Origin of the sequence: Vibrio fortis (assembly GCF_000695685.1) — a bacterium.
Taxonomy (GTDB): Bacteria; Pseudomonadota; Gammaproteobacteria; order Enterobacterales; family Vibrionaceae; genus Vibrio; species Vibrio fortis_A.
This window is the reverse complement of sequence record NZ_JFFR01000005.1, coordinates 82,683-104,718: the sequence shown is the minus strand read 5'-3', so window position 1 is coordinate 104,718 and position 22,036 is coordinate 82,683. Positions and strand designations below refer to the sequence as shown.

Here is a 22,036-nt window from a genome sequence, read left to right as displayed (position 1 = left end):
ATCAACTCAAAAATAAGGCTGCGGAATGTAACATATTTTGAGGCGAAGCTCAGCGTTATTTCGCACGTTCTATCTCTCGATGTACTTGATTCATCGATTTTGCCCAAGGTTCCAATGCTTGTAACTCTTTTGGTAGCGATTCTACCGCATCTCGAGCCACTTGAATGGTTGGGTAATTTTGGTAAGTGACAATGAACCACTCGATATCATTACGTACTGTTGGGTAGATACGAACGTCATCAGCAATATCGTATTGCTCAATGAAAGACTGAACATCTTCAAGCTCTGTCATCGCGCCTAGCTGAAGAGTATAAGCTCGTGGCGACAAGGCTTTGAGTTCGTCTCTCGCAAACGAGAAGGTGATGGTTTTCGCAGGTGCTTGTGCCGCTTCTTGGGCTGCCAGTTCCGCTTGTTCACGAGCAGCACCTTCATCATCACTGGAAGCTTCAAGCGCTGCCTGCGACGGAGCAATTGGTTCGTTGCTGCTTGATGAACCATTTGCCTCAACAACATCATCAATATTCTGGGTATCGACCGTCTCTGGTTTGCCTTCCAGAAGCGCATCGACAACATCAGAAGTAATAACCACACGTTGCTGAGTATCTTGCTCTGCTCCTACGCTTACTGTCTCTTCAACCACAACAGGAGGTAGAGAGGAGGTATCATCTTCTGCACCGACATAGCTATCACCACCATCAGATTCAGGCGCAGTCACGTCTTCCAAATTTTCGTCACTCTGACTCTCTTTGGTTTCAAAGGTAGGAATCGCGGTCTGCTCAATTGGGGCAATCAGAGATTCTGCTTTATCATCGGGGGTTGGCTGACTAAGCATCCACCAGTAACCACCACCAATCACAACCAATAACAAGGCTACCAAAATTGCGATGTTGGTTGGTGAGCCAATAATTGAGCGAATAATAATCCTTTTTTCCACTTTTAACTCTCCTAGAGCCATTAACTCACCCGGCAGAGGCGCAGCTTTCCTAAATGCGCTTCGTACCCGATTTTCCATATCGTCTTCCACATAACGCACCACCAACGACTCAAAAAACTGCAGTGCCTCTTGCTCCGATAGAGGCTCAATTTCAAGGTCAATGGGCTTATGCTCTTGCCCGTAACTCAAGCGAGTTAAGAGAGAATCTAAATGTCCCAATTCTGAAAACAGAACAACATTAATCGTCCATTGAGGGTTATTTTGCGCTTCGAGTACCAACAACCACAGCTCCGAAACCAACACTTCCGATAATCGATGGGCATTATCAACCACGATCACCACATCGCACGAATCACCATCAAGGATTCGCGTTAGGCTATCGCTTAGGGAGTCATGTTGATTAAAAAGAGGATCGGAAACGATTTGGCTCAGAATGAGCGCACGGAGTTGTTGGTCGTCTTGATTGGGATGACAAAACAGTAGGCATTGATTTTTATCAGTCGCCCAAGCTTCAAGGTAGCGTTGCGCTAACCATGTTTTTCCTGAACCGGGCTTACCCGCTACAGTTACTAAGTTTGAACCAAAATTGGTGAGTAGTTGTAACCGCTCTAGCAGCTCAACCTGAGACTCTAACTCCAATACTCTTAATTCATGAGCCAAACTCATTAGGCTTCCCTACTGACAAATCAACCAAACATCGAGATTGTCACTCTGAGCCACAATAGCTCAGAGTAACGTTACTTCTTGCTTAAAGCGTACGACAGAAATCAATCGCTTGTTTGATGATGTCCTGAGGTACATCGGCAACCACATCGGCTGTACCAATGCTGGTTGGTAGAACGAGGCGGAGCTGACCAGAGAGCACTTTTTTATCACGCATCATGTGCTTCATGAAATCTTCAAAAGACATGCTTTCTGGGGTATGAATCGGCAACTTCGCACTCTTGAGTATAGAAATAATGCGCTCAAGTTGCTGCTCGGTAATCAAGCCCTGCAGCTGTGCTGTTTTCGCAGCCATAACCGTACCGGATGAAACTGCTTCACCGTGTAGCCAATTACCATAGCCTAGTTCTGCTTCAATCGCATGACCAAATGTATGACCTAGGTTCAATAACGCACGGATTCCTGACTCTTTCTCATCTTGTGCCACGACTTCAGCTTTAATCGCACAACAACGAGCAATCGCTGTAGTTAGTGCTTGCTCGTCGAGTTGATACAGCTTATCAAGATTCTCTTCAAGCCAACTAAAGAAGGCTTCATCATAAATGATGCCGTACTTGATCACTTCAGCAATACCTGCCGCAAACTCGCGCTCAGGTAGAGTCGATAAACAATTGGTATCGATGATCACTGACTTCGGTTGATAGAAAGCACCGATCATGTTTTTACCCATAGGGTGGTTAACCGCAGTTTTACCACCTACCGACGAGTCAACTTGTGAAAGCAGAGTTGTTGGAATCTGAACGAAATCAATACCACGCTGGTAACAAGCCGCCGCAAAGCCGACAAGGTCACCAATCACACCGCCACCTAAAGCAATCACGACCACATCGCGGCTGTAATTTCCTTCAAGCATGTAGCTCATTACGGTGTTAAAGGTTTCAAGCGTCTTGTATTGCTCGCCATCAGGCAGCTCCAGCAGAGATGCTTGACAGCCAACATCACTTAAAAGCGATAAGATTTTATCCGCATACAAAGGCGCAACTGTGACATTACTGATCACAACGACTTTTTGTTTGCCAGATAAAAAAGAAAGGTACGCCGGGTCTTCAAATAACCCGGCGCCGATAGAGATTGGGTAGCTACGCTCAGCTAGATTGACCGTAATCCGTTCCATGGTTTGCTCTCCGAAAAAATTGAACTTAACGTTCTTCTAGCATTTTTACGATCTGGTTGGCTACCACTTTTGCACTTTGATCGTCAGTACGAACTGTGTAGTCCGCCACTTCTTCGTATAGTGCGTTGCGAGTCATTGCTAGATCTTCTAGCACATCACGCGGGTTATCCGTTTGAAGTAGAGGGCGCTTCTTGTCGCGGTTTGTACGCGCAAGTTGCTTTTCAATTGTTGTTTCAAGGTAAACAACAATACCTCGTGCAGATAGACGGTTGCGATTTTCTTTGCTCATTACTGAACCACCGCCTGTCGCAAGAACAATACCTTGCTCTTCTGTCAGATCGTTGATTACAGATTCTTCGCGTTTACGGAAACCTTCTTCACCTTCTACATCAAATACCCAAGCGATGTCTGCGCCAGTGCGCTCTTCGATTACAGTATCAGAGTCTAGAAACTCCATGTGCAGTTGGGAAGCTAGGTGTCTACCAATTGTACTTTTGCCGGCGCCCATTGGGCCAACAAGAAAAATATTGCGTTTCTCAGCCATGTTTAGCAGTAATTTACAACGTTAATTCAATGACATCGCCACAAGGTAGGTCAGTAGTAATACTGAAATTAAAAGGCCCGTGGCACCGATTCCTCACAGATAATTCGTGATAAGACCCGAAATTATCAAGGTTAGGTGCCACTAATGCAACTTTATTTTTGATCTAATTATCCGTTACTGAATCACAACTTTAGGTGTAACAAAGATCAACAGCTCACTTTTCCCTACATTTTCATAACTTCGGCGAAATAATGCGCCTAAAAGCGGTAAATCCCCAAGAACTGGCACCTTATCAACGGTATTACTCACACTATGTTGAAAAATCCCTCCCAACACTACGGTTTCTCCGTTGTTTACCAAAACCTGTGTACCAATTCTCTGAGTATCTATTGCCACCGCTTCACCCGTACCGGTTTTCACCACTTGTCCGGGCCTGTCTTGGGTCACGCTGAGATCCAGCACCAAGCGGTTATCTGGAGTTATCTGTGGCGTCACCTTAAGGCTCAATACCGCCTTCTTGAATGATACCGATGTCGCACCACTCGAAGACGATTCTAAGTAAGGGATTTCTGTTCCCTGTTCAATATAGGCAGGCTTCTTATTGGTGGTGATTAAACGAGGACTGGAGATGATCTCCGCTTTTGACTCTTGTTGAAGAGCCGATAACTCCAAATCAAGCAAGGTGTCCGATCCTAGCTTGGCCACTTGAAAAGCAATGCTCGATGCATTCGGAGAAGTTGCGCCAAGGTTGACGTTGAGATAGTTGTCGAGCGCACTGGAATCATCACCGCTATCGCCACCGTTATAGGGCTGGATTGTCGGATAATTACCTTCTATCGAGCCTCCGGCTTTAAAGCTACCATTGGTTGATGAAACGCCCCAACGCACACCAAGCTCATCTAGATTCCCTTCAGTGACTGTCACTATTCTCGCCTCAATCTGAACCTGTTTTACTGGAATATCGAGTGACTCGATAATTTCTCGGATCACCGAAATGTTCTCAGCGAGCTCTCGAATCAACAACGAATTAGTACGTTCATCAATGGTAATGCTGCCTCTATCAGAGAGCATGCTAACGGTTCCATCACCACCAATCATATCGGCAATATCGGTGGCTTTGGCAAAGTTAATTTTAATAATCTCTGACTTCAACTCCCCTAGCTCTTGCTCTAGTCTCGACTTTTCCAGGGCTTGCTGCTCTCTCAGGTCGAGTTCGGCTCTTGGAGCTACCAGTATCACATTGCCATCAACTCGCTTATCGAGCCCTTTGACCTGAAGAATGATGTCCAGCACTTGCTGCCATGGCACACCATCAAGGCGCAGTGTGAGGTTGCCAGATACAGAGTCAGACACCACCAAGTTAAAATCGTTATAGTCAGCGATAAGCTGCAATACGTTCCGCACAGGGATATCTTGGAAGTTAATCGAGATGAGCTTGCCCTCTCTGTCGAGAATACTCTTCTTAGGTTCATCCTCGGCTATTGTGGGGGCGCTGATCACCACCTCGATTTCACGCCCGTTAATCTGATACTCATAGTCGTAGTCAGCATTGATGTTTGCGAATAAACGGGTACTCGGTGTTTCTCTAAATACCTCAATCTCTTCCACCAAGGTTGAAAAGTCCTTCACATCTAAAAGGTAGAGTTTGTCATCTGCGACTTGAGTATTAAGTAGCTCAATACTGAGCCCCTCTTGAGCTTTCTGCACGTCAACGACAGTACTACTAGAGGCCAACTGAATAACAATCACTGCTTCACGAGCTTGATTAACCCTAAAATCGATACTCTTTAGTTCATTGGGTTGCGTTTGTGCTTTGACCCCAACCGTGACGCAACATAGCAACACAACGAAAACAGCTTGGTGCATCCGGCTCGATAACCGACTTAATCCTTTAATCATATCTACATCTCTATCCACGGCATGTGGTTGGTTTATTTGAGAGCTAAGCGGACATTGCGTCGATGCCAACAACCTAGACCATCTGGAAGGGTTTCATTAATCAATACGTACTGACTGGTGACTTTGGTAACACGCCCACTGTTCAAGCCGATGAATTGGCCTTTCTGGACCTTGACGACGCTTCCTTTGGGAGTTTGAACAAGACCAGAGATTTGACTGCCGCTGCCCATGACTCCCTTGAGCCGCAACTGTTCCAGCGGATACTTCTCTAACTTGCCCGTACGACTGCGTCGATTTGGCTGCCAACAATCTTTTTTCGCTTTGGGTTGAGTCAGTACCAACGCCTCTTTGGGCAGTTCAAATGGCGGACGATGCGTCCTTTGGTGATATTGCGCGGCAATGAACTCAGAAGTAGGACTTAGCTGCTCGACGTCTTTGCGTGCTCTTGCCTCTACCTGGACAACAAACTCCTCTAAAGAGTCTTGATTTGCCTTACACCCGACGACCGTAGAAACAATCAACAGCACCAGCAGCGATCTAACGAGACTCATCTTTGACCTCTGCCTTGAATTGGTAGGTGTATGCGCGAACACGGAAATGCAAAGTACTGCTTTCTTGGCTAACTCTTTGCCAAGTCACATCATCAAAACTGATAATGCGCGGTAGCTTGGCTATAGCGGCAGAAAAGTCCCCAATCTCATGGTAGTCACCCGTTAGCTCAATATTCAGAGGCAGTCGATACAGAAAAGCCTTGTTCTCTTTCGCCCCCCAGTCAATACGAGTAAAAGTGAGGTTGTTGTCTAAGCCGAGCTCATTCACAGAGGCCAACATACTCGCTAACTCTTTTTGAACTGGAAGCTGCTCAAGTAGGTAATCGTAGCGACTGGTCAATTCATCAAGTTGATTCTGTAACGCAGGCAGAGTGGCCACTTTATTGGCTTTGATCCTAAGGGTGGTTTTTAAGGTCTGCTCTTGCTGCTTCATTTGCTCAAGTTCGTCATTAAGTGGCATCACATAGAACCAAGCGCCGAAACCTTGAATAACCAGCATCAACAAAACAATCACCAACATCTGTGGTAGTAGTGGCCACTCAGTGATTTCGTCGACATCGAGATCTTGAAGGTTAACCATGCGACGCCTCTTGAGCCTTGCTTCGTATTCGCGTCTGTTTTATAGAGGGCGAGACAAAGCCAAATGAGACCTTAAAGGTTTGAAATTCTTTATTAAAGCGCTTGCGATTGTGCACAATTGAGTGCATTTCAACATTACTGAGGGAGGCGGAACGTTCTAGGTTATCGAGCATAGTGGCGAGCCGTGCTGTGCTGTCACTGATACCCGACATCTCTATCTCTTGCCCATTCATCTTGATCTTGTCGACGTACACCCCTTCAGGAATCAATTCAGGCATCAGATTCATAAAGTGCGTGGTTTTGTTGCGACCAGACTGAAGTGATTCAACGACATCTAGGCGAGTTAAAATGGCTTTGTGCTCACGCTCCGCAACTTTCAAAGAGCGAATCTGTTTATCAAGCTGGCCGATATATTGCTCAAGATAGGTAAGACGCGCTTGCTGACGAGCTTTCTCTTGTTGGAAGTAATGCCCGATAGCCCATTGTCCCATAACCGCAACTAAGGTTCCTAAGATCACCAATTGAATGAAGCGTTTCTTGTGCTGTGCTCTTAGCTCATCACGCCAAGGAAGAAGGTTAATTTGATGCAACATGCTTCACTCCTTGCCACTTCACACCACTCACTGCAATGCCAGCCGCAATACCAAAGGCATGTCGGTCCATGCCCTTATAGCGTTTATTAGAGGCTTTATTCTCAAAGAGCGCTAAGGGATTAAGCGTTTCACACGCGAGCTGAAAATGGCGTTCCAACTGCCCTGCAAGCATCGGAGTTTCCGCTCCCTCTCCCATCAACCAGATTCCTTTCAGTGCTTGAAGAGAGTTGGCCGACGCGTAGAGCTGAAACTGGCGTTTGAGCCTTTCGATCAAGTTCACGGTAAAGGCTTGAGTCTGCTCTGCAGAGGCAAAGGGAGTCGTGTGTTCCCCTATGTGGCCTGCCTGATAAAGCGCTTGAGTACCAAAGGCTATATCTTTGAAAAATGGAATCCCGCTTTGCGGAATGAGGCCAAGTGAGGTTTGATTGACCCCAATATCGATCATTATCCAACTCTGCTTCTCTGGATAAAGCCGAGTTGCCAGCTGCCAAATGTGAAGTAACCCATGAGCTTGGGTATCTACCATAACCGGACGAAAACCAGCTTTAGTCAGCGCTTGGGAGCGACTCTCCACCACTTCTTTGCGCGTTGCATAAACCTGATAACTGGTGGTTGAGCCATTTCCAAATCGCTTATCGTCCAGTTTAATGAAATCTAGGCTCAGCTCCTCAATCGGAAAAGGTGATTGGTGAGCAAAAGTTTGATAGATAGAGAACTCTTTTTCTCGGTCTTCTAGGTCACTTTCTATCTGCAATACTTTGCTAATCACGGTATTATCTGGGACTGAAATAGCGGCATGACGGCAGCCAAATGGTAAGCCTTTCCTAAGTTCTTTGAGTTTCTTTACAGTTTTCTGATACTCCAAGGTGTGGTTATCTGTGAAAATGTCGTCCGTAATAGGCAGTTCTTTGTATCCCACTACGGCATATAACTCTCCAACGGGCTTTAAAACCACAGCTTTGATGCTGTGATTGTTTATATCTATACCTGTAACTAATGACGAACCCATACCAGCTCCTGACATGCCAAGCATTTCGTTGCTTATATAGGGGTTGTGATTATTGGTTAAATAAGCGTTAATAAACGAAAGCTAAGTTTTTAGTCTAGAGTACAAGGGTTTGCTGCTTATCAGCCTTAACTAATCAGGGATTATCCGGTGAAGTTCATAAAGCGATTATTCATATTTACATTGGTTTGCATGATTCTTGGAGTCAGTACAATTTTTGGTTTTTACTATTACGTAAAACCAGAATTGCCAGATGTCGCGACGCTACGCGATGTTGAGCTTCAAACGCCAATGCAAGTCTTCAGTCAAGACGGCAAATTGATCTCTCAATTTGGTGAAAAGCGACGCAACCCTGTCAGCTACGACGAAATCCCTCGTCATCTAGTTGAAGCACTCATCGCTACCGAAGATAGCCGCTTCTACGACCACCCTGGTATCGACCCAATTGGTATTACTCGTGCTGCGATTGTTGTTGCTATGTCAGGCTCAGCAAAGCAAGGGGCGAGTACCATTACACAACAGCTTGCGCGTAACTTCTTCTTATCAAATGAGAAAAAGATCATGCGTAAGATTAAAGAGATCTTCATTGCGATCCACATTGAGCAGCTACTCAGCAAAGAAGAGATCATGGAGCTGTACGTGAACAAGATCTTCTTGGGTCACCGCTCTTATGGTTTCGGTGCTGCTGCACGCGTTTACTTTGGTAAAGATCTTCCGGATCTCACCCTGAGTGAAATCGCAACGCTGGCTGGTATGCCAAAAGCACCATCGACGATGAACCCTATCTACTCACTAGAGCGTGCGACCAATCGCCGTAATGTAGTTTTAGGCCGAATGCTGGATGAGAAGTACATTACTCAGGAAGAGTATGATGAAGCGCGTGCTGAAGAGTTAGTATCAAAATACCACGGTGCAGAGATCGAATTGAGCGCGCCTTATGTCGCAGAAGTAGCTCGTGCTTGGATGGTCGAACGCTACGGTGAAGACGCTTATACATCAGGTATGAAAGTCTACACGACGGTTGATTCAACTCTGCAAGATGCAGCAAACCGCGCCGCTATCACTAACCTTCTTAACTACGATGAGCGACACGGCTATCGTGGTGCAGAAAAAGTACTGTGGCAAACCGAGCAAGCGGCTTGGGAACAAGAACAAATTGTTAAGCACCTAAGATCGCAACCAACCTATGGTGATCTAACACCTGCAGTCGTGACCAAAGTAGATGCTCAAAGCGCTCACGTTTGGGTTAAAAACCAAGGCGAAGGCGTGATTGAGTGGCAAGGCATGAACTGGGCTCGTAAGTTCCTAACTGACGACCGACAAGGCCCAGCCCCATCAAACGCAAAAGAGATCTTAGCTGTTGGTGAGCAGATCTGGGTACGCAGCGAAGCGATCTCAGGTAAAGAAGCGACAACCGAAGAGAGTGAAGAGGCCACTGAAATCGCTAATGCGGCACCAACTAACTGGCGTCTAAGCCAAGTGCCAAACGCAAATACCGCGTTTGTTGCGATGAACCCAGACAACGGTGCTGTGCTCTCTATGGTGGGTGGCTTTAACTTTGTTCACAACAAATTTAACCGCGCGACTCAATCAATCCGTCAAGTAGGTTCAGGTATCAAACCTTTCATCTACTCAGCGGCTATCGATAAAGGCTTAACGCTAGCGTCGCTGATTAATGACGCGCCAATTAACCAGTGGGATAAGAGCCAAGGTACTGCGTGGCGTCCAAAGAACTCTCCACCAACGTATGTGGGTCCAACTCGTCTTCGTATTGGCTTAGCGCAATCTAAGAACGTAATGGCGGTACGTGTACTACGTGAAGTGGGCTTAGATGATACACGTAACTACCTGACTCGCTTTGGTTTTGATATTGATGAAGTGCCTCGCTCTGAAACCATCGCACTCGGTGCTGGCAGCTTAACGCCTATGAAGGTTGCACAGGGCTACTCGGTATTTGCTAATGGCGGTTACTATGTTGAACCTTTCTACATCAGCCGCGTTGAAAGCCCATTTGGTGACGTAGAGTTTGAAGCATCACCAAAAGTGGTTTGTCACCAAGATTGCGAAACGACTCTAGAAACGGATCCAATTGCTGACGAGTTCGCAGAGCAAGACGTGGATGCAGAAACGCAATATGCACCACAAGTTATCTCTGAACAGAATGCATTCCTAGTTCGTGAGATGCTGTACAGCAACATCTGGGGTGGTGGTAACTGGCGTGAAGGTACGGGTTGGAACGGTACAGGCTGGCGTGCACAACCACTAAAACGTCGAGACATCGGTGGAAAAACCGGTACTACCAACGACTCAAAAGACACATGGTACAGTGGTTACGGCCCTGGCATTGTCGCAACAGTTTGGGTTGGTTTTGATAACCATAACCGTAACTTAGGTCGCACTAAGAACAACAGCAACCTAGGTAAGAACCAAATCACGGGTGCAGAAGCTGGCGCTAAAACCGCTCAACCAGCTTGGGTCGACTTCATGGGCTTAGCTCTGAAAGATGTGCCAGCACAGCGCAAAGATATCCCAGAAGATATTGTGCGTGTGCGTATCGATAGAGATACCGGTCTCCTGACCAACAAGTCCGATGGTTCTTCGATGTTTGAGTACTTTGTAAAAGGCACTGAGCCTACTGAGTACATCAGCGAGCGCTTTGGTGATGATATCTACTCATCATCAGGTGAAGCGGAAGAAGAGCTGTTCTAATCCAACACTAAGCACCAATTAAAGAGGGCTGATACCTAATAAGTATCAGCCCTCTTTTTATCTATAGCTTTAAGCTCTCAGACGTTATTTTTCTAGTTGTATGCGAATCGCTTCTGCAAGCTGTTCGAATCGACCACGCAGTGGTGAACCCGGTCGGTATGCCACAACAATACGGCGAGAAGGCGTTGGATTAACCGCAGGTACGTAACATACCCCATCCTTTTTCTTCTCAGCTGGCAGAGAAAGCTCTGGCAGTAGTGTAATACCCGCCCCCGCTGCAACCATGTTACGCAGGGTCTCTAGGCTGGTCGCTTTAAAGCGCTCATCGTCTCTTGCTCCTGCCGCGAAACAGAAACCCAATGCTTGGTCGCGCAGACAGTGGCCATCACCCAGTGCGAGTACGGTTTTACCATTGAGCTGGAGCATATCGACACTATCTTGCTCCGCCCATTCATGGTCACATGGAACCGCGACACTTAGTGGTTCATCGTAAACATCGATCTCTTTAAAAACAGCTGTCTCATCTACCGCAGCTAACACCAGACAATCGAGCTTGCCATCCTCTAGCTGACTCACGAGTTGGTGCGTTTGTGCTTCGTGAAGAAACAGCTCGAGATCTGGGAACTGCTCTTTTAGGTGAGGAACAATCTTCGGCAAGATATATGGACCCACTGTCGGAATGAAGCCGATGTGCATAGGCCCTGTCATCGCATCGCCATGACCACTCGCCATATCTTTAAAGGTCTTCACCTCATTCAAGATACGCTTCGCCTGCTCCACCAGCTGCAAACCAGACTCAGTAAAAATCACCTTCCTTGGGCTGCGTTCAGTCAGTTGTAATCCAATCTCCTCTTCAAGCTTACGGATCTGACCGCTTAAAGTAGGCTGACTAACAAAGCACGCCTCTGCGGCTTTTCGAAAATGTTTATGCTCGGCTAAAGCCACCAAGTATTCAAAGTCACGAATGTTCATGATTGGTCTCTTACCTAAGGTGTAAAGAATGCACTTCCTGTAAAAGAAAGCTCTTAATAGAAAATACCTATCAAAACCATAACATCAAACGATTAGAGCTATCAAAGGATTTATCTAATAATGGGCTCAACAAAACGAAACAGAGCGCGGAAAAACGCTAAGCTCTATACGAACCAAATTAAAAGTAATCTCTAAGGAAACCATTATGTTTGCATCTAAAGAAGGTCAATCAATTCCTCAAGTAACATTCCCTACTCGCCAAGGTGATGCTTGGGTAAACGTTACAACAGAAGAGCTATTCAAAGACAAGACGGTTATCGTATTTAGCTTACCGGGTGCGTTCACACCAACTTGTTCTTCAAGCCACCTACCGCGTTACAACGAGCTTTACTCGGTATTTAAAGAAAATGGTGTTGATGACATTCTGTGTGTATCAGTGAATGACACATTCGTAATGAACGCTTGGAAAGCAGACCAAGAAGCTGAAAACATCACCTTCATTCCAGACGGTAACGGTGACTTCACAGACGGCATGGGCATGCTAGTTGAGAAGAACGATATTGGCTTTGGCAAACGTTCATGGCGCTACAGCATGCTGGTTAAAAACGGCGTGGTAGAGAAAATGTTCATCGAAGAAGACGTACCAGGCGACCCGTTCAAGGTTTCTGATGCTGACACTATGCTTAACTACATTGCACCTGAGCACAAAGAGCAAGAGTCCATCACTGTATTCACTAAACCAGGTTGCCCGTTCTGCATGAAAGCAAAACAGAACCTTATCGACAAAGGCCTAAACTACGAAGAAGTGGTTCTAGGTAAAGATGCAACAACAGTAAGCCTACGTGCTATCTCTGGTCGCTCTACGGTTCCTCAAGTCTTCATCGGTGGTAAACACATCGGTGGTAGCGAAGAGCTAGAAGCTTTCCTAGGCTAATCACTGCTAAATGGCTAACCCACTCACTTGTGGGTTGGCTAGCCCTATCGGGTTGAATCAAGCTTGTGGCTCGCATTATCCACAGTCACAAGCTAAACCTAATAAAACAAACCACAAAACGTCACCATCCTGACTCTTAATACATCATCGGAGTTGGAGGGATTCGTTTACGTTTAATTTAACCATTGCGGGAAATTATTATGAAACAAGTCAATGTAGATGTCGCAGTTATCGGGGGCGGTACAGCTGGTCTAGGTTCGTACCGTGCTGCAAAAGCACACACTGACAGTGTAGTGATGATTGAGGGTGGCCCATACGGCACTACTTGTGCTCGAGTTGGATGTATGCCTTCTAAGTTGCTGATTGCTGCAGCGGAAAGTGTTCACCAAATCGAAAAAGCACCGGCATTTGGTGTGCATCCGCAAGGTGAAATCGTCATCAATGGCCGCGAAGTGATGGACCGAGTTAAACGTGAACGTGACCGTTTTGTTGGTTTTGTTTTAGAGGGCGTGGATGAAATCCCAGAGCAAGACAAGATCGTTGGCTATGCCAAGTTCTTGGACGACAACACACTTCAAGTGGATGAGCATACGATCGTGAATGCGAACCGCATTGTGATCGCAACCGGCTCTCGCCCTGCATACCCTGCTGTTTGGAATGAACTTGGCGACCGCCTAATCATTAACGATGACGTGTTCAGCTGGGATGATTTACCAGAGTCCGTTGCCGTATTTGGCCCTGGTGTTATTGGCCTAGAGCTTGGTCAATCACTGCACCGCTTAGGTGTAAAAACCAAACTGTTCGGGCTGGGTGGTCAAGTTGGCCCAGTAACCGACCCAGAGATCATGGCTTATGCCGATAAGGCCTTCAATGAAGAGTTCTACCTAGATGCCGACGTAAAAATCGAAAGCATGAAGCGTATTACCACTGAATCCGGTGAGCCATGTGTCGAAATCCAGTTCATCAATAAGCAAGGTGAACTAGAAACCAACACTGTTGAATACGTGCTAGCAGCAACAGGTCGTCGTCCAAATACGGACAAGCTTGGTCTAGAGAACACCTCTCTTGAGCTTGATGAACGTGGTGTGCCAGTTGCAGACCATTACACGCTTCAAACATCGCTACCATCGATATTTATTGCTGGTGATGCAAGTAACCAACTGCCTCTGCTACATGAAGCAGCAGACCAAGCACGCATCGCGGGTGACAATGCAGGTCGTTTCCCAGAGATTCGAGCAGGGCTACGCCGCTCTAAAATCTCAGCCGTATTCTCTGACCCGCAAATCGCGATGGTTGGCGAAACCTACAAAGAGATCACCACGCGTTTAGGCACATGTGGCTGTTTCGCAACCGGTGAAGTCTCTTTCGAGAACCAAGGCCGCTCACGAGTGATGCTACGCAACAAAGGTATCCTGCACGTCTACGGCGAGCAAGGAACCGGCCGTTTCCTCGGTGCTGAGATGATGGGGCCAAACGCAGAACACTTGGCGCACTTGTTAGCATGGGCACACCAGAACAAGATGACAGTTTCAGAAATGCTGGACATGCCGTTCTACCACCCGGTGATTGAAGAAGGCGTTCGAACTGCACTGCGTGACCTCAATGCGAAATTGCATTTAGGCCCAGAGATGGTGAAACACTGTCTAGACTGTGGTCCAGGTTGTTAATCGCAGTTAATTAAATAGGATAGAAAACACCAGATACTAAAAAGGAAAGCCAATGGCTTTCCTTTTTGTTTTTAACTAAATACGTCATTCGAGGGACGAGATGTCTGGAATCTCTTATGTAATTCGAAAGATTAACAGCAGCTGCTGTTCTTCTCTGCAGCAATCACAGAGATCTCAACCAATAGCGCTTCACGAGCCATATCAGCCGTTACACAAGCACGAGCTGGTGCGTGACCTTCTGGAACCCATGCGTCCCATACTGCGTTCATCTCTTGGAAGTCGTCCATTGTTTTCAGGTAGATCGTTGCTGACAACATGTGCTCTTTGTCACTGCCCGCTTGCTCAAGCAAGGTCTCAACCTTGTCTAACATGGTTTGAGTTTGCTCTTTAATACCTTGAGTTGCATCAGCACACACTTGGCCACATAGGTAAATCGTACCGTTGTGCTTTACGATACGGCTCATACGTTGTTTGGTTTCTTGACGTTCAATCATCACTTTCTCTCTCGGTGTCACCGTGATTAACCATAGGGTGACGTGTTATTATCAAAGACCATTAGGATAACGCGAATTCAACCCAAGATGACATGTAAGCATTGCAATAAAAGCGAAAAAATCCGCGATAAGCTCGGACGATGTCAACGTTGTATGAACCAGCTAACAATACTGTCGATTCTCAGTTGGGGAACTTGGTGGCTGTTTTTCTCAGACCAACCCAAGAGCATTAATGCTATCGCTCTTTTGATGGCCGCCAGCGCCTTTAGTGGCTTGCTTATGATCCATTGGATCATGAAGTGGTTGATCTTACCAAGAAGAAGCAAGCGAAAAAGATCGTCGACAAGATAAACAAGGCCGATACTAGGCTCAATAAATCAATCATTAGAAAATAGCGCGGAGCAAATCGCAGGCATAAAAAAAGCCCTGAAGCCAATCGGTTTCAGGGCTTTCTTAGAAAATTCTAAGAAAAAGCAGTGGTACTTTAATAGACCGTGCTTCCCTTAATTTGTTCCCAGAAAAACGATCTTTTTTTATCTTTTTTCTAAGAACTTTAAAATCAACACCTTATGCAACGTTTGTCTTAGCAATTACTTGTTCGACTAGATTTACTTCCAGTGCAACTTCATCACAAGCATGCTGACGAGGGCACTGGTCACAATCTTTAAGTACTTTCTCTGGCAGTAACGACTTCGATGTTGGCAAGAAGTCATGCTTCATAAAGAACTCTGGAGTACGTGTCAGAACAAAGACTTTCTTGATTGCCATTTGGCGCGCTTTCTCTACAAGATGTTGAACAATCGCGGAACCTTGTCCCTGACCTTGCCAACCCGCTTCGACACCCAGAGAGCGAATCTCCGCTAGACCAGAGTCATAAACATAAAGCGATGCACAACCTGTCACTTCGCCATGATGCTCAGCTACCGCAAATGAGCCAATATCGCGAACAAGTTCATTGCGTGAGCGTGGCAGGTTCTCGCCCATATTCGCCCAGTAAGCAACCATGCCTTCCAGCGCTTCAACATCAGTCAAGCGCGCAGGACGCACCTTAACAATAGAGGTATCACGCTGCGCGAGACGCTTCTCGGCTTGGTCGACAGCGAAAGCCACCTGTTTTGGTGATACACCACCCAGAGCACTACGCTTCTCAAGACACGATTCAATCGTCAGGATGTCATACACATCCTCTTCAATCACCTCGGAGAACTCTTTCATCTCTGCGATAGACAGCTCTTCCAGAGCACAACCTTTAGCAATCGCCGCGACAACAGTTACGCCGACAATATGGTGCGCTTCACGGAAAGGAATACCCTTCGCTACAAGGTAATCAGCCAGCTCAGTTGAGTTTGCGTAACCTTGCTTCGCTGCTTCTAGAGTACGCTCGCCGTTGACTTTGATGCCGTCGAAACAAAGCGCCGCCATCTCCATACAGTCATTCCAAGTATCTAGAGCATCAAATAGACCCTCTTTATCTTCCTGCATGTCTTTGTTGTAAGCCAAAGGTAGAGCTTTCACTGTCATCATCATGCCAGCAAGTGAACCGTATACACGGCCGGTTTTACCACGGATAAGCTCTAGTGCATCCGGGTTTTTCTTTTGTGGCATCAGAGACGAACCAGATGTCACTGTATCTGCTAACTCGATGAAGTTTGATTCACCAGAGTTGTAGAAAATCATATCTTCGGCAAGACGCGATAGATGCAGCATAGAGATAGAAGCAATCGACATCAGCTCCATCACATGGTCACGGTCAGATACTGAATCTAGAGAGTTACGCGTTGCACGACGGAAACCTAAGTTATGCGCCAGCGCTTCACGGTCCATTGGGTATGCAGTACCCGCAAGAGCACCAGAACCCAGAGGACAAGTATCAAGACGCTTAATTGCATCATTCAAACGCGAGTAATCACGTTCGAACATCTCAACATATGCCAGACACCAGTGAGCGAAGGTGACAGGTTGTGCACGTTGAAGGTGGGTATATCCCGGTAGCACGGTTCCTTGATGCTGAGCCGCCACATTCACCATTTGGCTTTGAAGGCGATCCAGCGCAATCAACAGTTGTTGACCTTGCTGACGACACCAAAGTTTCAGGTCAGTCGCCACTTGATCATTACGAGAACGGCCAGTGTGTAGCTTCTTACCAAGGTCACCAACCTTACCGATCAGCTGTTGTTCAACCCAGCTGTGAATATCTTCTGCGTCTGAACGTAGGATTTGCTCAGGATCTTCCATCACCTCTAACTTCAGCTCATTCAGCGCAAGCTCAAGCTTTTGCTGTTCTTCTGCAGTTAGAACGTTGACCGACAGTAGAGCTTTTGACCAGGCAATAGAGCCCACAATGTCTTGCTCAGCCAAGCGGTAGTCAAAACGAAGTGAATCGTTAAAATCTTTAAACCGTGTATCTGCTGCTTGGGTAAATCTCCCGCCCCATAATGCCATTGCGTATCTCCTAATTGCCCAGTGCTCACTGTGTTTTGCAAATAATAAGTCTGATAGAAATTCAGCCTTTTTCTAATGGTTTAAACTTACGGCAAATCAGATTAAAAATAAAGTATAAATTCATTATTTTTACATATTTATTCATCAATGCCTGATGAAAACGATTTTCATCACCATACTGATGCGACTAATAGCCATAATGGGGCGATTATATGCCATCCAAACGTAAAAGCCGATGCTCAACCACCCAACAAAAAGCCCACTCGCTAAACCAATAGCGAGTGGGCTTTGAACAATTTCTAGTATCTTAAGTAACTGTATTTGTTACTTTTGGCTGTTTAGAGCACGGATACGGCTTGATAGAGAGTAAAGGCGGATGAAGCCTTCTGCATGGCTTTGGTCGTAAACTTCATCTTCACCAAAGGTTGCGAACTCTTCTGAGTATAGGCTGTTGTCAGAACGCTTCTGAGTCACCGTTGCGTGGCCTTTGTATAGCTTAACAACCACTTCGCCATTCACGTCTTGTGCTAGCTCTTCTGTTGCCGCTAGGATTGACTTACATAGCGGAGTGAACCAACGACCATCGTATACAAGGTGAGAAGCCTTAACACCTAGCTCTTCACGGAATTCGAATGCTGCTTTGTCTAGCACTAGCTGCTCAACCGCACGCAGCGCTTCCATGATGATTGTGCCCCCTGGAGTTTCGTAACAACCACGAGACTTCATACCTACAAGACGGTTCTCTACGATATCGATACGGCCAACACCGTGCTTCGCGCCTTTTTCATTTAGGTAAACCAGTGCGTTGTATGGCGTCATTGCTTCGCCGTCTACTGCAACCACTTCACCCTTTTCAACTTTCAGCGTTACTGTTTCAGATTCGTTTGGTGCTTGCTCTGGATCTACTGTCCACGCCCAGCAATCTTCGTTTGGTGCATTCCATGTATCTTCTAGTACGCCACCCTCTGTAGAGATGTGCCACGCGTTCGCGTCACGCGAGTAGATCTTAGTTAGAGAAGCAGTACAAGGGATGTTACGCTCTGCTAGGTAGTCTAGACACTCTTCACGGCTCACAAGATCCCACTCACGCCATGGTGCAATTACGTGTAGATCTGGTGCTAGTGCAGCAAATGCGCCTTCGAAACGAACTTGGTCGTTACCTTTACCCGTACAGCCGTGACATAGTGCGTCTGCACCCACTTTACGTGCAACTTCAACCTGCGCTTTAGCAATAATTGGACGAGCCATCGACGTACCTAGAAGGTATTTACCTTCGTAGTAAGCACCGGTTTTTAGCGTTGGGAAGATGTAGTCTGCAACCATCTCTTCTTTTAGGTCTGCGATGTAACACTCAGACGCACCAGACGCTTTCGCTTTCTCTTCAATGCCTTCTAGCTCTTCTGCGCCTTGACCAACATCGGCCACGAACGCCACAACCTCACAGTCGTAGTTCTCTTTTAACCACGGAATGATTACCGAAGTATCTAGACCGCCAGAATAGGCTACAACAACTTTATTAACTTTAACCTTGCTCATTTGAGTTTCTCCTAAATTCCCGGGCCTGCACTTTGGCGGTCAGCTCCTCGGGGTTTATCCATTCGACTTAATTAATTCTTTAACTTCACTTTCTGAGTTCAGAAGCTACTGAGATAAAAACATGTTACTGAGGTAAAAACTGAGTACCGATGCTTTCACCTGAAAATAGTTGTGCTAGCTTGTCTGGGTAGCGCCAGGTCGCGACTTCAATCGGACGGCCAAGGTCATTGGCCGCTTCAAGTGCCGCTTGTACTTTAACGATCATGCCGTCGGTGATGACTTTGCCTTCAATCAGCTCATCCGCTTGTTGTTGGCTTAGGCTCGGAATAAGGTGACCTTTTCCATCAAGAACGCCGCTCACATCTGATAGCAGTACCAGCTCTGCATCCAGTGCCCCTGCGACAGCAACAGCAGCTTGGTCTGCATTGACGTTCATTAGTTGCCCTTGGTCTGTCAGACCGATCGAGCTGATGATTGGCAGTGCGCCCGTATCAAGGATGGCTTGCAGAACCTGAGAATTACCCGGCGCTGCTTTACCTACTGCACCCAATTCAGGATCTAACTCGCTTACCTGACATAGGCCGCCATCAGCAAGGCTTAGACCTACAGCATTGAGACCATCTTTGATCGCTTGGCCTTGAAGAAGCTTATTTGCTGTTCCTGCTAGTGCGCCAGCAATCACAGGGATCTGATCATAAGGCGTCACACGTAGGCCCTGCTTTTTTACGGTCTCTAGATTGAGCTTGCCCATCAGCTCATCAACCAGGTAGCCACCGCCATGAACGATGACGATAGGTCGTTGCGCTTGCTGTTTGTATTGTGAAATTGCCCCGAAAAGCTTGCTCAACGTTTCGCTACAAGACAGTGCAGCGCCACCTAACTTTATGATTAATGGTTGATTATTTTGGCTCATTAGAGAATTCCTTACACTAGCGCAGTTAATGGCGCAAAGCCATACCGTAAATTTAAACACTGCATCGCTTGGCTAGATGCACCCTTCAATAAGTTATCAATCACTGAAACAACGATGATGTGTTGACCCTGAACCTTCCATCCCAAATCACAGAAAGGAGTATGTTCAACGTCTTGAATTCTTGGCAATGTTTCTTCGAGCAGTCTCACTGCCGGCTTATCTTGGTAAGCAGTAGCAAACGCCTGCTGTACTTGCTCTTCAGTCACGCCATCTGCCAACTTCATGGTGATGGTCGCTAAAATGCCACGCTTAAAGTTTCCTAGGTGCGGCGTAAAAATGACATCGCAACCCAAGTGCGCTGCAATTTCAGGTTGGTGACGGTGATTGAATACACCGTAAGGCTGCAAGCTCACTTCACAGAAGCTATTGACCATGCTTGCCTTGCGACCTGCGCCACTTACACCACTGGTTGCGTTAATCACAGGCCATTGGTTCTCATCTAGCAGCTTGCTTTCTACCAAAGGCTTAATTGCCAGTTGAGAAGCTGTTGGGTAACAACCTGCGACAGCAACCAATTGTGCTTCTTTAATTTCAGCTTCATTCCACTCAGCCAGTCCATAGGCAGCGCTATCTAGCCACTGCTCATGCTGATGCTCAAAGCCGTAAAAATCTTGATAGAAGTTTTCACCCTTAACTCTGAACGCGCCTGATAAGTCGAAAACTTGGCAACCGTTCTCTAAAAAAATCGGCGCAAGGTCATGACTAACCTCGTGTGCCGTCGCTAGGAAAACCACATCCGCCTCTTTAGCTACACTAACTGGGTCGACTAATGGCTCGACTGGCATATCAATTAGACCTGCCAATTTTCCGTGCAGGCTAGAAATCGGTTTACCCGCATCTACACTGTTGGCGGAGACAAACAAACCTGATAGCGTTAACTCAGGGTGTCTGTTTACCATCAGAGCCAGTTCTGCTCCTGTGTAGCCGCTTGCGCCAATGATCGTGGTTTTCAACATTCTCACACATCCATTCTTGAGGTAAGTTACAGTTCAAATTTGACTAATCATACTTAATTTTTGGTTTTATTTGATTTTTTATTCACTAAATATGATTTAATATGTGTTTTACCGCCTTATGGTTTTTCTGTCAATAGTAGAAGTGAAGATATTATGCAATTACCCAGTTTTCTTGAGGTCTACCAGGGCCTAATTTCCACCGATTCGATCAGCTCAACCGATCCAAGTTGGGATCATGGTAACGAGAAGGTCATCGAGAAGATGGCTCAATGGTTTAAAGACTTAGGCTTTAGTGTTGAAGTCGTAGAGGTCGAGCCCGGCAAGCATAATATGGTGGCAAAGATGGGCTCTGGCGAAGGTGGCTTGCTGCTTGCTGGTCACAGCGACACAGTTCCTTTTGATGAAGGACGTTGGAACTTCAACCCTCATGCACTGACAGAACACAACAATCGCTTCTACGGATTGGGTACAGCAGACATGAAAGGCTTCTTCGCGTTTATTTATGAAGCGGTAAAGAAGATTGACTGGAGTAAGCAGACCAAGCCTCTCTATGTACTGGCGACTTGTGATGAAGAGACCACCATGCTCGGTGCTCGTCACTTCACCGACAATGCCCCTTTCAAACCGGATTACTGCATTATTGGTGAGCCGACTAGCCTAGTGCCGATTCGTGGTCATAAAGGCCATGTCGCGAATGCAGTGCGAGTAACGGGTAAATCTGGCCACTCTTCTGACCCAGCGCTCGGCGTGAACGCCATTGAGATCATGCATGAAGTGCTGTTTGCTCTGATGCAACTTCGCGACAAGCTCATCAAAGAGTATCACCACCCAGGATTCGCGATTCCTAGCCCGACACTCAACCTTGGCCACATCCACGGTGGCGATAGTGCCAACCGCATTTGTGGCTGCTGTGAGCTGCACTACGATGTGCGCCCTCTTCCGGGCATTAGTTTGGATGGTTTGGACAACATGCTGCGCAATGCGCTTAAAGAGGTCGAAGCTAAATGGCCGGGCAGAATTGAGATCACTCCGCTACACGAACCGATTCCGGGTTATGAGTGTCAGCATGATCATCCATTTATTGGTGGCATGGAGTCGGTATGTGAAACCGAGTCACAAACGGTGAACTACTGTACTGAAGCACCTTTCTTGCAGCAGCTATGTCCAACACTGGTGCTAGGGCCGGGTTCTATTGACCAAGCACACCAGCCAGATGAATTCTTAAGCTTTGATTTCATCGATCCAACCATCAATATTTTGAGTAAGTCGATCTATAAATATTGTTTCTAGTTATTGCGCGATAACTCAATATCGCTCGCACTATCGAACAAAAGCGACCTCGAAAGGTCGCTTTTGTACTGTTTTGATATCATCATCGTGAATTTGTAATTAAATTTCACCTTCGTTCTC

18 protein-coding genes and 1 pseudogene are annotated in these 22,036 nt (G+C 46.5%); 5 read left to right on the top strand and 14 right to left on the bottom strand.

Features of this window, described 5'->3' with window-relative positions:
• Positions 1-55: 55 nt before the first annotated feature.
• The 8 genes and pseudogenes from VFDL14_RS16965 to pilM form a co-directional block, all read right to left on the bottom strand.
• Positions 56-1,600, bottom strand: coding sequence for an SPOR domain-containing protein (locus VFDL14_RS16965; protein ID WP_032550008.1), 1,545 nt, complete (start codon positions 1,598-1,600; stop codon positions 56-58).
• 82 nt (positions 1,601-1,682) lie between these two features.
• Positions 1,683-2,771, bottom strand: a complete 1,089-nt coding sequence (gene aroB, locus VFDL14_RS16970; RefSeq protein WP_032550007.1) for a 3-dehydroquinate synthase — start codon at positions 2,769-2,771, stop codon at positions 1,683-1,685.
• A 25-nt stretch (positions 2,772-2,796) separates the two neighbouring features.
• Complete coding sequence (aroK, locus tag VFDL14_RS16975; protein ID WP_032550005.1) at positions 2,797-3,315, bottom strand: shikimate kinase AroK; 519 nt, start codon at positions 3,313-3,315, stop codon at positions 2,797-2,799.
• A 174-nt stretch (positions 3,316-3,489) separates the two neighbouring features.
• A pseudogene (locus VFDL14_RS16980) lies at positions 3,490-5,121 on the bottom strand (type IV pilus secretin PilQ); the annotation flags it as partial.
• 125 nt (positions 5,122-5,246) lie between these two features.
• The gene (locus tag VFDL14_RS16985; protein ID WP_032550000.1) at positions 5,247-5,765 is read right to left on the bottom strand and encodes a pilus assembly protein PilP; all 519 of its coding nucleotides are present in this window, start codon (positions 5,763-5,765) and stop codon (positions 5,247-5,249) included.
• Positions 5,752-6,345, bottom strand: coding sequence for a type 4a pilus biogenesis protein PilO (locus tag VFDL14_RS16990; protein ID WP_032549999.1), 594 nt, complete (start codon positions 6,343-6,345; stop codon positions 5,752-5,754). The genes VFDL14_RS16985 and VFDL14_RS16990 overlap by 14 nt, the downstream gene beginning before the upstream one ends.
• Positions 6,338-6,937, bottom strand: a complete 600-nt coding sequence (locus VFDL14_RS16995; protein ID WP_032549998.1) for a PilN domain-containing protein — start codon at positions 6,935-6,937, stop codon at positions 6,338-6,340. The genes VFDL14_RS16990 and VFDL14_RS16995 overlap by 8 nt, the downstream gene beginning before the upstream one ends.
• Positions 6,921-7,946 carry a type IV pilus assembly protein PilM gene (gene pilM, locus VFDL14_RS17000; protein WP_032549997.1) on the bottom strand — a complete coding sequence of 342 codons (1,026 nt, stop codon included), beginning with the start codon at positions 7,944-7,946 and terminating at the stop codon, positions 6,921-6,923. Before pilM ends, VFDL14_RS16995 begins: the two co-directional genes overlap by 17 nt.
• A 147-nt stretch (positions 7,947-8,093) precedes the next feature.
• Between pilM and VFDL14_RS17005 the strand changes: the two genes are divergently transcribed.
• Positions 8,094-10,652, top strand: a complete 2,559-nt coding sequence (locus VFDL14_RS17005; RefSeq protein ID WP_032549996.1) for a penicillin-binding protein 1A — start codon at positions 8,094-8,096, stop codon at positions 10,650-10,652.
• A gap of 84 nt (positions 10,653-10,736) precedes the next feature.
• Here VFDL14_RS17005 and oxyR read toward each other — a convergent pair whose 3' ends face one another.
• Positions 10,737-11,624: a DNA-binding transcriptional regulator OxyR gene (oxyR, locus tag VFDL14_RS0122985; protein ID WP_032549995.1), complete on the bottom strand. Its 888-nt coding sequence runs from the start codon at positions 11,622-11,624 to the stop codon at positions 10,737-10,739.
• 205 nt (positions 11,625-11,829) lie between these two features.
• Between oxyR and VFDL14_RS17010 the strand changes: the two genes are divergently transcribed.
• Both VFDL14_RS17010 and VFDL14_RS17015 read left to right on the top strand, forming a co-directional pair.
• Positions 11,830-12,558, top strand: coding sequence for a glutathione peroxidase (locus tag VFDL14_RS17010; RefSeq protein ID WP_032549993.1), 729 nt, complete (start codon positions 11,830-11,832; stop codon positions 12,556-12,558).
• 200 nt (positions 12,559-12,758) lie between these two features.
• The gene (locus VFDL14_RS17015) at positions 12,759-14,225 is read left to right on the top strand and encodes a dihydrolipoyl dehydrogenase (protein ID WP_032549992.1); all 1,467 of its coding nucleotides are present in this window, start codon (positions 12,759-12,761) and stop codon (positions 14,223-14,225) included.
• 131 nt (positions 14,226-14,356) lie between these two features.
• On the opposite strand, the gene VFDL14_RS17020 is transcribed toward VFDL14_RS17015, so the two are convergent.
• On the bottom strand, positions 14,357-14,719 hold the full coding sequence (locus tag VFDL14_RS17020) for a RidA family protein (RefSeq protein ID WP_032549991.1): 363 nt from the start codon (positions 14,717-14,719) through the stop codon (positions 14,357-14,359).
• A gap of 87 nt (positions 14,720-14,806) precedes the next feature.
• Here VFDL14_RS17020 and VFDL14_RS23870 point away from each other — a divergent pair, with 87 nt between their 5' ends.
• Positions 14,807-15,070, top strand: coding sequence for a DUF3624 domain-containing protein (locus VFDL14_RS23870; protein ID WP_084181824.1), 264 nt, complete (start codon positions 14,807-14,809; stop codon positions 15,068-15,070).
• A gap of 216 nt (positions 15,071-15,286) precedes the next feature.
• Here VFDL14_RS23870 and argH read toward each other — a convergent pair whose 3' ends face one another.
• The 4 genes from argH to argC all read right to left on the bottom strand — a co-directional run bounded on the left by argH (position 15,287) and on the right by argC (position 20,626).
• Entirely contained in the window at positions 15,287-17,161 is a 1,875-nt protein-coding gene (gene argH / locus VFDL14_RS17025) for an argininosuccinate lyase (protein ID WP_032549990.1), read from the bottom strand.
• A gap of 324 nt (positions 17,162-17,485) precedes the next feature.
• Positions 17,486-18,697, bottom strand: coding sequence for an argininosuccinate synthase (locus VFDL14_RS17030; protein ID WP_032549988.1), 1,212 nt, complete (start codon positions 18,695-18,697; stop codon positions 17,486-17,488).
• 124 nt (positions 18,698-18,821) lie between these two features.
• The gene (argB, locus tag VFDL14_RS17035) at positions 18,822-19,610 is read right to left on the bottom strand and encodes an acetylglutamate kinase (RefSeq protein WP_032549987.1); all 789 of its coding nucleotides are present in this window, start codon (positions 19,608-19,610) and stop codon (positions 18,822-18,824) included.
• Positions 19,611-19,621: 11 nt separating this feature from the next.
• Positions 19,622-20,626 (bottom strand): N-acetyl-gamma-glutamyl-phosphate reductase, encoded by a 1,005-nt coding sequence (gene argC, locus VFDL14_RS17040; RefSeq protein WP_032549986.1) that lies wholly within the window; start codon positions 20,624-20,626, stop codon positions 19,622-19,624.
• Positions 20,627-20,779: 153 nt separating this feature from the next.
• On the opposite strand from argC, the gene argE reads away from it, so the two are divergent.
• Positions 20,780-21,916: an acetylornithine deacetylase gene (argE, locus tag VFDL14_RS17045; RefSeq protein ID WP_032549985.1), complete on the top strand. Its 1,137-nt coding sequence runs from the start codon at positions 20,780-20,782 to the stop codon at positions 21,914-21,916.
• Positions 21,917-22,036 lie beyond the last annotated feature (120 nt).

Coding starts and splice junctions, on each gene's coding strand:
- VFDL14_RS17030 (WP_032549988.1), bottom strand. CDS start 18,697: ATGAGCAAGGTTAAAGTTAATAAAGTTGTTGTAGCCTATTCTGGCGGT.
- argB (WP_032549987.1), bottom strand. CDS start 19,610: ATGAGCCAAAATAATCAACCATTAATCATAAAGTTAGGTGGCGCTGCA.
- argH (WP_032549990.1), bottom strand. CDS start 17,161: ATGGCATTATGGGGCGGGAGATTTACCCAAGCAGCAGATACACGGTTT.
- VFDL14_RS17015 (WP_032549992.1), top strand. CDS start 12,759: ATGAAACAAGTCAATGTAGATGTCGCAGTTATCGGGGGCGGTACAGCT.
- argC (WP_032549986.1), bottom strand. CDS start 20,626: ATGTTGAAAACCACGATCATTGGCGCAAGCGGCTACACAGGAGCAGAA.
- aroK (WP_032550005.1), bottom strand. CDS start 3,315: ATGGCTGAGAAACGCAATATTTTTCTTGTTGGCCCAATGGGCGCCGGC.
- aroB (WP_032550007.1), bottom strand. CDS start 2,771: ATGGAACGGATTACGGTCAATCTAGCTGAGCGTAGCTACCCAATCTCT.
- argE (WP_032549985.1), top strand. CDS start 20,780: ATGCAATTACCCAGTTTTCTTGAGGTCTACCAGGGCCTAATTTCCACC.
- oxyR (WP_032549995.1), bottom strand. CDS start 11,624: ATGAACATTCGTGACTTTGAATACTTGGTGGCTTTAGCCGAGCATAAA.
- VFDL14_RS16990 (WP_032549999.1), bottom strand. CDS start 6,345: ATGGTTAACCTTCAAGATCTCGATGTCGACGAAATCACTGAGTGGCCA.
- VFDL14_RS16985 (WP_032550000.1), bottom strand. CDS start 5,765: ATGAGTCTCGTTAGATCGCTGCTGGTGCTGTTGATTGTTTCTACGGTC.
- VFDL14_RS16965 (WP_032550008.1), bottom strand. CDS start 1,600: ATGAGTTTGGCTCATGAATTAAGAGTATTGGAGTTAGAGTCTCAGGTT.
- pilM (WP_032549997.1), bottom strand. CDS start 7,946: ATGGGTTCGTCATTAGTTACAGGTATAGATATAAACAATCACAGCATC.
- VFDL14_RS16995 (WP_032549998.1), bottom strand. CDS start 6,937: ATGTTGCATCAAATTAACCTTCTTCCTTGGCGTGATGAGCTAAGAGCA.
- VFDL14_RS23870 (WP_084181824.1), top strand. CDS start 14,807: ATGACATGTAAGCATTGCAATAAAAGCGAAAAAATCCGCGATAAGCTC.
- VFDL14_RS17020 (WP_032549991.1), bottom strand. CDS start 14,719: ATGATTGAACGTCAAGAAACCAAACAACGTATGAGCCGTATCGTAAAG.
- VFDL14_RS17010 (WP_032549993.1), top strand. CDS start 11,830: ATGTTTGCATCTAAAGAAGGTCAATCAATTCCTCAAGTAACATTCCCT.